We start from the raw sequence: 10,128 nt of genomic DNA, 5'->3' as shown, positions 1-10,128 counted from the left end.
TGGACAGCAATCTGAATCTCGTGTTCCATCAGCAGGAGGGTCAACCTGCAAGCTTGCTTCTGTCCGGTACGGCAGCCATAAGAGGCCTTGAGGTCAATAACTCGTCCGATGCGCCCCTGGTATCGGTCAAGCAACTCGATCTGGGCATCGGTTCGTCCGATCTCTTGGGCGGCCGGTTTGTCATTGATCGTATCGCCGTCGATTCGCCTGAACTTCATGCGCGTGTCAGCCGCGAAGGCACGATCAACTGGATCGAGTTTTTCCGCAAGAAGCTCGATGCTGAGAAATCGGCACCGCAGGCGGTTGATAAGCCGGAGCCTGCCACTCCGATCGAATGGTCGCTCGGGGAAGTCAAGGTAGCAGGCGGCGCATTGCACTGGCTTGATGAGTCGAATGACAAGCCGTTCAATGCGAGCATCAGTGCCATTGAATTGGAATTGATGAAACTCGATAGCAAAGGCACTGTTCCAGGCACATTTGAACTTTCCTGGCAAATGGTCGCCGAGGAGTGGTTAAAGATCGAATCCTTCACGATCAAGGGTGGCCAGCTCAATCTGGCCAAACGCGAGGTGCTGGCAGGGAACGTGCTGGCGCGCGGGGTGCGCGCCCTGGTTCGACGCAAGGCCGATGGCATGATCGATTGGCTCAAGCCACCGGCACTGCGCGCTGCTGAAGCGTTGCAAGAAGACAATTCGGAGCCGTGGAAGATCACAGTGGCGAAGTATGTCGGCGAAGATATCGCAGCGCGATTTGAAGATCAGGCAGTTTCCCCGGCGGCGGTGCAAAGCGTCGAGAACCTGGGTTTTGAGATTGAAAACCTGTCGACTGTGCCTGAACAGACAGCGAAACTTGCAGTGCATTTCCAGATCAATGGCAAAGGTGTGCTTGCCGTCGATGGGACCGCACAAACTTTCCCCTTAAACGCTGACCTGAATCTTGACATCAAGTCGCTTGAGTTGCTGCCGCTGCAACCCTATTTCACAGAGAAGCTGAACATTGCGGTGACCCGAGGACGGGTGAGCGCGAATGGCAAAGTGCAATTACGTCAGGAAGCTGCAGGCAAAACGGCCGGAGCGATCTCGCTGACCGGGGGATTTTCCGGGCTGGCGACGATCGCTGATTTCAACGCGGTGGATAAGCTTAACTCGGCAGATTTCTTGCGCTGGAAGTCGCTCTACTTCGGGAAAGTGGACGTGCGTCTTGGTCCTGATTCGATATCCGTCGGCGAGGTGGCGCTATCCGACTTCTTTGCCCGTATTATCGTCAGCCCGGACGGAAAGCTCAACTTGATGCAGATTGTTCGCAAGGATGGAGCTTCGGCGGTGGCGGTAGTCCCTCAGCCGTCTGATCCGGCCGCGCCGCCAGCGAACGAAACATCGGACGGCAAGGCGGTTGCGCCAGTCGCGGCGACATCGGAAGAACGCAAGCCGTTGCTGCCGATCAAGATCGGAAAAATCACTTTGCAGGGCGGCCAGGTCAGATTCAGCGACAACTTCGTCAAGCCGAATTATTCGGCGAATCTGAAGCAGATCGGTGGCCATGTGACTGGCTTGTCGTCAGAGCAGGACTCCATTGCCACTCTTGAGTTGCGTGGCAAGTACGACAATGTATCGCCGCTCAATGTGAGCGCACGGATCAATCCACTTTCAGTTAAGCCCTATCTTGATCTGCAGGCGGATATCAAGGGCATCGAGTTGACTTCCCTGTCCTCCTATTCCAGCAAATACGCCGGGTATATGATCGAAAAAGGCAAACTTTCATTGTTCGTCAAGTACAAAATCAAGAATGATCAACTTGAAGCCGAGAACAGGGTTCTACTCGATCAATTGACCTTCGGCGAAGCTGTTGAAAGCCCGGATGCGACCTCACTGCCCGTGACGCTGGCAGTTGCACTGCTAAAGAATAGCAAAGGCGAGATTGACCTGAATCTGCCCATTTCGGGTTCCCTGAATGATCCACAGTTCAGTATCGGAGGAATAGTCGCCGAGATTATTGTCAATGCCATTCTCAAAGCGGTGACTTCGCCCTTTGCCTTGCTCGGTTCAATGTTTGGTGGCGGCGAGGAACTGTCAAACGTAGAGTTTGACCCGGGGCGAGCAAGCATTTCTCCTGCGGCGGAGAAACGGCTTGATAGTCTGGCCAAGGCGCTGATCGAGAAAGCGGAGCTCAAGCTAGAGGTCGAAGGGCGAGTTGATCCCGAGTCGGACCGTGAGGGCTTGAAGCACGCGCGTCTGGAGCGCAAGGTCAAGGCCTTGAAGCGGGAAGAGATGAAACAAGGCGGCAGCGATAGTGATTCGACTGAATCGGCTAACGCAGACGGTTCGGCGCGCTCGATCGAGGTCAGTTCTGCCGAGTATCCCGAGCTGCTTGAACGTGTTTACCGCGCAGAAAAATTCACCAAGCCGCGCAATATGATCGGCATGGTAAAGAGTCTGCCGGTTGAGGAAATGGAGAAATTGATATTGGCCAATTCCGTCGTTGACGACGATGACTTGCGCAAGCTGGGGGATCGTCGTTCGAAGGCCGTGCGTGACTGGTTGGTGGCCCATGAGATTCCTCCTGAGCGGCTATTCCTGCTGCCAAGCAAGGTTGGCGAGGAGAAGGCCAAGTCCGACTCTGCAGAACAAGCAAAGCGTAGTCGAGTTGATTTCTCGCTGAAGTGAGATCGAAACCCTGAACTTTCTTCGACTGGGTTCTCGGTGTTTGTCGCGCCTGAAAATTCGTGTCATCCCGAAAGCAATTTGTGAAAAATGGGTATGAATGAGTATTTGATCTATGGGCTGGCGGCGATAGGCGTCTTGGTCTTTCTGATGCAGATAGTCTTGTTGTGGCGTTCCAGCCGCAAGGACGATGCGTTCGATCCGTTCTTCCGCTCATTGGGCGACGGCCTGGAGCGGGTCGAGCGCGAATTGCGCCATGAAATGGCGAGCGGGCGACAAGAGGCGGCAAGCGCCGCCAGGGGAGACCGCGAAGAGCAGTCGCAGGCGCTGGATCGATTGACCAAGACACTGGCTGCCCAGGTAGGCCAGCTTGGGACCTTGCAGGGACAGCAACTCGAGTCGTTTGCGCAGCAGCTGGCACGTCTGACGCAAAGCAATGAGCAGCGTTTCGAGCAATTGAGGCTATCGGTTGAAACTCGCCTCGTTGCCATGCAGGCCGATAACGCGAGCAAGCTTGAGGAGATGCGCAAGACCGTTGATGAAAAGCTGCACGCGACGCTCGAACAGCGCCTCGGCGACTCGTTCAGACTGGTCAGCGAGCGTCTGGAACAGGTGCATAAGGGGCTTGGCGAAATGCAGACACTGGCTGCCGGCGTCGGCGACTTGAAGAAGGTACTGACCAATGTCAAAACGCGAGGCACCTGGGGTGAAGTGCAATTGGAGGCTTTGCTCGATCAGGTGCTGACCGCCGAACAGTACCGGAAGAATGTCGCAACGCGACCAAACAGTAGTGAGCGCGTTGAATTCGCCATTTGCCTGCCCGGACGCGAGATGGGCGAGGACGATAAACGCCCGGTCTGGTTGCCGATCGACGCGAAATTCCCGATGGAGGACTATCAGCGCCTGATCGAAGCGCAGGAGCGGGCCGATCCGCTGGCCGTGGAGTTGGCGGTCAAGGCTCTTGAATTGCGTCTGCGCGATGAGGCGAAGAAAATCCGCGACAAGTATGTAGAGCCACCGTACACCACTGATTTCGCAATACTCTATTTGCCCACCGAGGGGTTGTATGCCGAAGCCTTGCGTCGTCCTGGCCTGGCGGATGGTTTGCAGCGTGATTTTCGCATCAGCATTGCCGGCCCGACCACCCTGGCGGCTTTGCTCAATAGTCTGCAGATGGGCTTTCGAACCCTGGCCATCGAAAAACGTTCTTCGGAGGTCTGGGGCGTGCTCGGTGCCATCAAGACCGAATTCGGCAAGTTTGGTGAAGTGCTTGAGATTACGCGCAGGAAGCTTGAGCAGGCCACCCGAAGTATCGAATCGGCCAGCGTGCGGACGCGGCAGATCGAGCGCAAATTGAAAGGCGTCGAGGCGTTGCCCATGCTTGAAGCGCAGACCAGACTGGGTGAGCTTGAGGAGATCGGGCAAGCTGAGGAAGACGTTTGAAAACAAACGTTCTTGATGCTTCATTTCGGGCGACAAGCTACCAGGTAGAAACGTCCGATGGTGTATTCAGATTGCGAATTGGGGAAATGCATCCTGAATTCGACAACTTCTTGCGCCGACTGGAACTGTCTTGCTGGGGCGTGATTACCGCATACAACCCTGGACGCGTGCTCCGTGAAGAAGATAATGCTGAGCGTCAGATTCGTTTGCTCGAAAGAATCGAAGAATTGGGCTGGCCGCATTTCCCGGCCTGCAATATCGCCGATGATGATCTTTGGCCGGTGGAGCCGGGCTATCTCCTTCTGCAAGTACGCGAAATGGCAGTATGCCATCTGGCTGCGGAGTTTGATCAGTCTGCCTGTGTCTGTGGCGATACCGGAGCTGCCCCGCGTCTTGTCTGGATTTGATTTTCCTGACACAGCGAGGTTTTCACACCACCGGGCCTTGATGCGGGTAATATCAATGCGCCATAGAAATGACGAACATCATGAGCAAGAAGATAGGGCGATTTGAAATAATCCGTGAATTGGGACGGGGCGCACAAAGCGTTGTGTATCTGGCGCGCGACCCGCACCTGCAGCGAGAGGTCGCGATCAAGACACTGCATTTTTCGCGCCCCGATCCGCAGAAGAACGAGCAGTTGCTTTCTGAAGCGCGCATGGTCAGCCAGTTGCGCCACCCCAACATCGTTCCCATTTTTGAAGCGGATGAAGAGCAGGGGGATCTGTATCTCGTCTTCGAGTATGTTCCCGGCAAGAATCTTGGCGAATTCCTGGCAGCAAGCGGTCGCCTGACGCCCGTGAAAGCCATTGCGATTCTGCATCCCGTGCTCGACGCGATCGCCCATGCTCATGCAGCAGGCATCATCCATCGCGATCTCAAGCCGAACAACATACTGATTGGCGTCGATGGCCTGCCGCGCGTAATGGACTTTGGCATTGCGGCACGTGTCGAGACGCATTCGAACGACGGGGATACGTTCATGGGAACGCCGTCTTATATGGCGCCCGAGTACATCGCCCATCGGGAAAGCAGTGAACGAACCGATGTGTTTTCAGCCGGCTTGGTGCTGTATGAAATGCTGACCGGGCAACGCGCGGTGCAAGGCGACGATGTCTATGGAATCATGCATCAGGTGGCCAATGCAGATATCAAGGTGCCGGCGACTGCTGGCGTCGAACTCGATGATCAACTGGCCAGCATCCTGTACAAGGCGCTTGCCCGTGATCCGCAACAGCGCTTCGCATCGATCAACGACATGCGTGAGGCGCTTGATGGCTATCTGGAACCTGAGGATCCCGTAGCTTCCGCAGATACCAAGCAGAGCACGATTGATTTTCTGTTACGGCGCATGCGTCATAAGAGCGACTTTCCGGCATTATCGGAATCGGTTGGCACGATCAATAAAATTGCCGGTTCCGACAAGGAAAGCATCTCCAATCTCTCAAACTCGATTCTCAAGGATTTTTCGCTGACCAACAAGATTCTGCGCCTGGTCAATTCCGCCTATTATCGTCAGGTCGGCGGTGGAAGCATCAGTACGATATCGCGCGCCGTGCTGGTACTCGGTTTCGACGCCGTACGCAATATTGCGATCACGGTAATGCTCTTCGAACACCTGCAAAACAAGTCCAACGCCAAGCAGCTCAAAGAGGAATTTCTGCGCGCGAACCTAGCCTCTATTCTGGCCAAGGATATCAGCGAAAAATCGTCGGCGCGAGACGTTGAGCAGGTGTTTATCTGCTCGATGTTTCACAACCTCGGACGTCTGTTGAGCCAGTTTTACTTCCCGGATGAAAGTACTGAAATCAAACGGATGATCGAGCAGAAGTTGTGCAGCGAGGAAGCGGCAGCGGTACAGACGCTCGGTATCTCTTACGAGGATCTAGGCATCGGCATTGCCCGTACCTGGGGTTTCCCCGGTCTGATTGTAAATAGCATGCGCAAATTGCCCGCGGGTAACGTTCGCAAGGCAAGTACCGTCGAGGAAAGGATGCGTGTTCTATCGGCATTCGCCAACGACCTGTGTGGATTGATCGCCGATGTCGAGCCTGAGCAGCGACAGAAGGAACTGCGTAAGGTCATGTCTCGCTTTGGCGAGAACATTTCGCTGAATGAACAGGCGTTGCGCGAGACGATGGAAAAATCGATGCAGGAGGTGGTGCTGTTCGCCGGAATCATTGGCGTCAATCTGAAACAATCCGAGTTTGGCCGGCAGATGAAGACGTGGAGAGCGAAGTCGGGGGCCGCCGAGGGTGCGGAAGAGGAAAAAAGGATCGCCGCTGAAGGCGCGGAAACCGTGCTTTCAGACGTTGTCCCGGCGGGTGCGCCGGGCAGTCCGGTAATTGCGGGTGAAGAAATTGAAGCGGGTGAAGAAGGTGTCTCAGGGGCGGCAGCTCAGATCGGGAATTCAGAAGTCATCCTGATGGCGGGAATTCAGGACATCAGCAATACGTTGGTCGAGGATTTCAAGCTCAATGACGTGTTGCGCATCATTCTGGAAACCATGTACCGTGCCAAGGGTTTCAAGCGTGTCATCCTGTGCGTTCGTGATGCACGCAACAATTCAATGCTTGGCCGGTTTGGGTTTGGGCCGGATGCGCCCGAAATTGCCAAGCGCTTCAACTTCTCTCTGACCTTTTCGCCGGATATTTTTCATGCGGCTTTGTCGAAGGGCGTCGATATCCTGATCAGCGATACCAAGGATGCGAAAATTTCAGCGCGCATACCGGAGTGGTTCAGCAAGGGGGTCAATTCCGGGACCTTTGTCATCTTCCCCTTGTGCATCAAGAGCAATCCGGTCGCCATGATCTATGCGGACTGCGATCTTGCCGGCGAGATCGTGATTACAGAAAAGGAATTGTCGCTGATGCGAACTTTGCGCAATCAGGCAGTGCTGGCCATCAAGCAGTCAAGTTAGCGAACTCGTTGGACTCAGTCAAAATGAACCAAGGGCATCACTTCGATTTGACCCCTCAAGTTCAGGAGTGGCGGCAACAAACCCCAAGCAAATGATTCAATGGCCGGTTATAGAGTCGAGCAGTCGCCCGGCACGGGCACTCACGGGCAAAAGATTGGCCGTTGCCACCGTTCGCACGTCGAGGAGACAATTTATTGAGGCAAGCTGTTTGCCTGTTTCCAAGGCAATTTGGAGATTGAGGGGTCAGTGTGCGGCCGCTCTATCGGAGCGAGCAATGTGCCCAAGCAGCCAGTCGCGCAGCACAACGAGCATTTCGACGGCCAACTGATCATCCGAATGCTGCGGCAATTCGAGCAAGCGGGCAACGTGTTGCCGCAACGCGTCATGTTCTTGCTTGTGACGGTCGAGCTCAACATAGGCATTTTTAAGCATCCATTTTTCCTCGCGGAGAAAATGGTCATTTACATACTCTTGCAGCGTCAACAGCGCCTTGCGCGCGGTCGACGCGCTGTTGCCCTGAAGTAGTGCGTCGAAAACCGTGTTCATTGTGGCGATCAATTGCTGATGATCGGTATCGAGTTTTTCTACGCCTACGGACAGGTCCGTGTTCCAACGGGTGATTGGCATCGCAGTCTCATTGTTCGAAATAGACGGACAACACTTCAGTGAGCCCCCGGCGCTTGCGATGGATGACGCTGTCACTGATGCGATCCGAAAAAAAGCTGTTGTGTGTTGTTTCGCTCAAGTTCACACGGGTATCGATACGACGCGTTAAACCCAAGTGCAGGGTGTAGCCATCAAACTGCAGGCGCAATGTCGTGCATCGCTCGTCGAACCGTTCGCGCAGGGTAAGCATCACGCGGGCTTTGACGTTCTGCGCCACGTTCCACGTAGCGCATGCTTCCTCGATGCGTGCCATGTACTCGTGAATATTGGGCTGGGTCAACAGGGCAAACTCAGCCCGCCGGACGGTGCCGTAACTCAGGAAAAAATTCGCCAGTAGCGCGGCGAAGACACTGATGCCGAGAGCCGACGAGAACATCGGCTTGAACTCTACGGGTACGAGGTCGAATATCGGTGCCTTGGCCACACATGCGATCGCCAGAATGAGCGGAAAGGCGACAACCCCAGCACGTCGCATGTCCATGGGAACGGTACCGAGAAGCTGCAGCCCGTTGATCATTACGAGGCATGCTGCGAAGACGAGTGCGCCGCCAACCACCGGGTCGGGCATGGCGACGAACAGATAGGTGAATCTTGGGGTCAAAGCGAACAGAAGCATCCAGCCAGCAACAGCGAAGCCGATTACGCGGCTGGTCGCGCCTGTTGCGTGCGATACGCCGATACTGGCTGTCGACGAGTTTGTCCCAACGGCACCGGCCAAACCGGAAAGCGCAGTGGCCAATCCGTCGATGATAACGCCGCGGCGGACAAGGCGCATGTCTGGCCTGACCCATCCTGCGTCGCAGATCTTGTCGCAGGTTACGACTGCGCCCATTGTTTTGAGCGAAGCGGCAATCGCCGCGAATGCGAAGGGCAGGACCAAGCCCCAGTCAAAGTCAAGTCGCGGGACAGGGAGATCGGGGATCGCGAAGATGGCCTTCCCCAATGCATGCCCGTGCAACTCATTATGCACCAGGCCAGCGTACGCACTCAGTCCGTAGCCCGAGACCATTCCGATAAGGGCACAATAGAGACGAAGTGGTCCACGACCGTAGACGCCCAAGACGACGGAAAGAAAAAAAGTCAGCGCACCGATCAGCAGGCCGGGGCTACCTGCGGTCGATACGCGCTGAAGTCCAACCGCACCGAGTTCGATTCCCACAATGATGATTGTGAGTGCAACAATCTCAGGCGGGAAATAGCGCCGCATCCGCAAGAGAGCCTCGGCGAAGGGAATTTGGATCAGGCCGGCGAGCAAAGTCATCCCGCAGACAAGCGGCAGGCCTCCGGCCGCCGCGGCGATGGACGCCGACACATAGATAGCTGTGTTGCAACTGACGATGCAGAAGCCCGAGCCGATGCGTTCGAGACCTTGCAGGGCGGTCGCTATCGCCAGGACAATGAGCGCGAAGGAAATCATCGTTGCGATTGCCTCGGGCTCGGCTCCGGCTAACCTTGCAATGAGGACGACGATTGCCAGGTTGGGTGCGATGACGACAAAGTGCTGCAGGCCGAGCAAGGCCAAGGTCAAGGGCCGCGGAACGTCGTCAAGTCCGAAGAGCATACCGCTCGGGGTTACTCTCAGTGATCTTCGCGTTGTCTTCATGAACGCTTCGATGAACTATTCAAACCAGCGATTCGGAACAACGTCTCGGACTCAGTGACGCTGCCATTCGCAATACGAGCGCCATTTTTATTTTCTCTGACTATGTCGCAAACAAACTTGGTGATGGCGCCAATATGGACTGGGCGCAGGGGGCCAAACGGCGAGCCGGCATCATGCGTGACCACAACAAGCCAGTCAAGGTGAATATTGAGTTGGAATTCAATAAAAAAAGCGAGATCTATTGCAGGGGGACGTACCCTCCAGAGGTGAGGGGTAAGCATCCCGCGCCGGCCACTCGTGGCATTTTTGGCCAATAACTTCTTGGGGCCGATGACGGGACTGAACCGGCTGGGAACCGAGTCAAGCAGCGGGTTGCGGATCAGTCACCCGCCGTTCGCGCCGGGCGATTTTTCGCAGCCACTACGTCTCTTGATGGCCGACTGCGGCAGTACGCCTCTCAACCAAGAGGATGCAATTTCCGGCCCACGCGGTCAAATTTAAGCTGGTGGAAGCGGACCAAGTGGGTCACGTCTAGAGTGTTGTTGACAAGCTTGAGGCTACTGCTTGGCCACTTACCAGAGTTTCCACCACGGTTCCTTGCGCTCAAGCCCGCGTGTGTAATACACGCTATTCGGGTAGTTTTTGCGCATCACGCGCTCCACGTCGTCGCGCAGGTCGTTCATTCCCATCAGGTCGTCACGGAAGGAATCGAAGGACTCGCGTGCACCTTTCGGATCACGTTCGGTCATGTCCTGCTGGCTGATCTGGCCGAGGATTCCCAGATCCTCGTTGAAATTCACCAGTCCGCGCAGGTAGTAAACGTAGTCGACATTCGG

General features: G+C 55.5%; 7 protein-coding genes. 4 read left to right on the top strand and 3 right to left on the bottom strand.

Translation table 11 applies throughout. From position 1 onward, the window contains the following. From PROAA_RS07185 to PROAA_RS07170, 4 genes are all read left to right on the top strand, one after another. Positions 1-2,663, top strand: a 2,663-nt coding sequence (locus PROAA_RS07185; protein ID WP_186410695.1) for a DUF748 domain-containing protein, incomplete at its 5' end; no start/stop codon positions are given. A gap of 93 nt (positions 2,664-2,756) precedes the next feature. Further along, positions 2,757-4,103, top strand: coding sequence for a DNA recombination protein RmuC (locus tag PROAA_RS07180; protein WP_186410694.1), 1,347 nt, complete (start codon positions 2,757-2,759; stop codon positions 4,101-4,103). Then, positions 4,100-4,510, top strand: a complete 411-nt coding sequence (locus tag PROAA_RS07175) for a DUF3293 domain-containing protein (protein WP_186410693.1) — start codon at positions 4,100-4,102, stop codon at positions 4,508-4,510. The genes PROAA_RS07180 and PROAA_RS07175 overlap by 4 nt, the downstream gene beginning before the upstream one ends. Before the next feature lie 80 nt (positions 4,511-4,590). Continuing rightward, a complete protein-coding gene (locus PROAA_RS07170) occupies positions 4,591-7,023 on the top strand; it encodes a serine/threonine protein kinase (protein ID WP_186410692.1) in 2,433 nt (810 codons plus the stop codon). 243 nt (positions 7,024-7,266) lie between these two features. Here PROAA_RS07170 and PROAA_RS07165 read toward each other — a convergent pair whose 3' ends face one another. From PROAA_RS07165 to PROAA_RS07155, 3 genes are all read right to left on the bottom strand, one after another. Continuing rightward, positions 7,267-7,650, bottom strand: a complete 384-nt coding sequence (locus tag PROAA_RS07165) for a bacteriohemerythrin (protein WP_186410691.1) — start codon at positions 7,648-7,650, stop codon at positions 7,267-7,269. Positions 7,651-7,657: 7 nt separating this feature from the next. Further along, complete coding sequence (locus tag PROAA_RS07160; protein WP_186410690.1) at positions 7,658-9,292, bottom strand: uracil-xanthine permease family protein; 1,635 nt, start codon at positions 9,290-9,292, stop codon at positions 7,658-7,660. 572 nt (positions 9,293-9,864) lie between these two features. Further along, the coding region (locus tag PROAA_RS07155) for a tetratricopeptide repeat protein (protein ID WP_186410689.1) at positions 9,865-10,128 on the bottom strand (264 nt) is incomplete at its 5' end.

It is taken from the genome of Candidatus Propionivibrio aalborgensis, assembly GCF_900089945.1.
In the GTDB taxonomy this organism is placed as follows: domain Bacteria; phylum Pseudomonadota; class Gammaproteobacteria; order Burkholderiales; family Rhodocyclaceae; genus Propionivibrio; species Propionivibrio aalborgensis.
The sequence above is the reverse complement of the archived record's forward strand: the minus strand, read 5'-3'. Positions and strand labels throughout refer to the sequence as shown.

Excerpts from the sequence above, each read along its gene's own strand:
- PROAA_RS07180 (WP_186410694.1), top strand. The coding sequence starts at position 2,757 with ATGAATGAGTATTTGATCTATGGGCTGGCGGCGATAGGCGTCTTGGTC.
- PROAA_RS07170 (WP_186410692.1), top strand. The coding sequence starts at position 4,591 with ATGAGCAAGAAGATAGGGCGATTTGAAATAATCCGTGAATTGGGACGG.
- PROAA_RS07165 (WP_186410691.1), bottom strand. The coding sequence starts at position 7,650 with ATGCCAATCACCCGTTGGAACACGGACCTGTCCGTAGGCGTAGAAAAA.
- PROAA_RS07160 (WP_186410690.1), bottom strand. The coding sequence starts at position 9,292 with ATGAAGACAACGCGAAGATCACTGAGAGTAACCCCGAGCGGTATGCTC.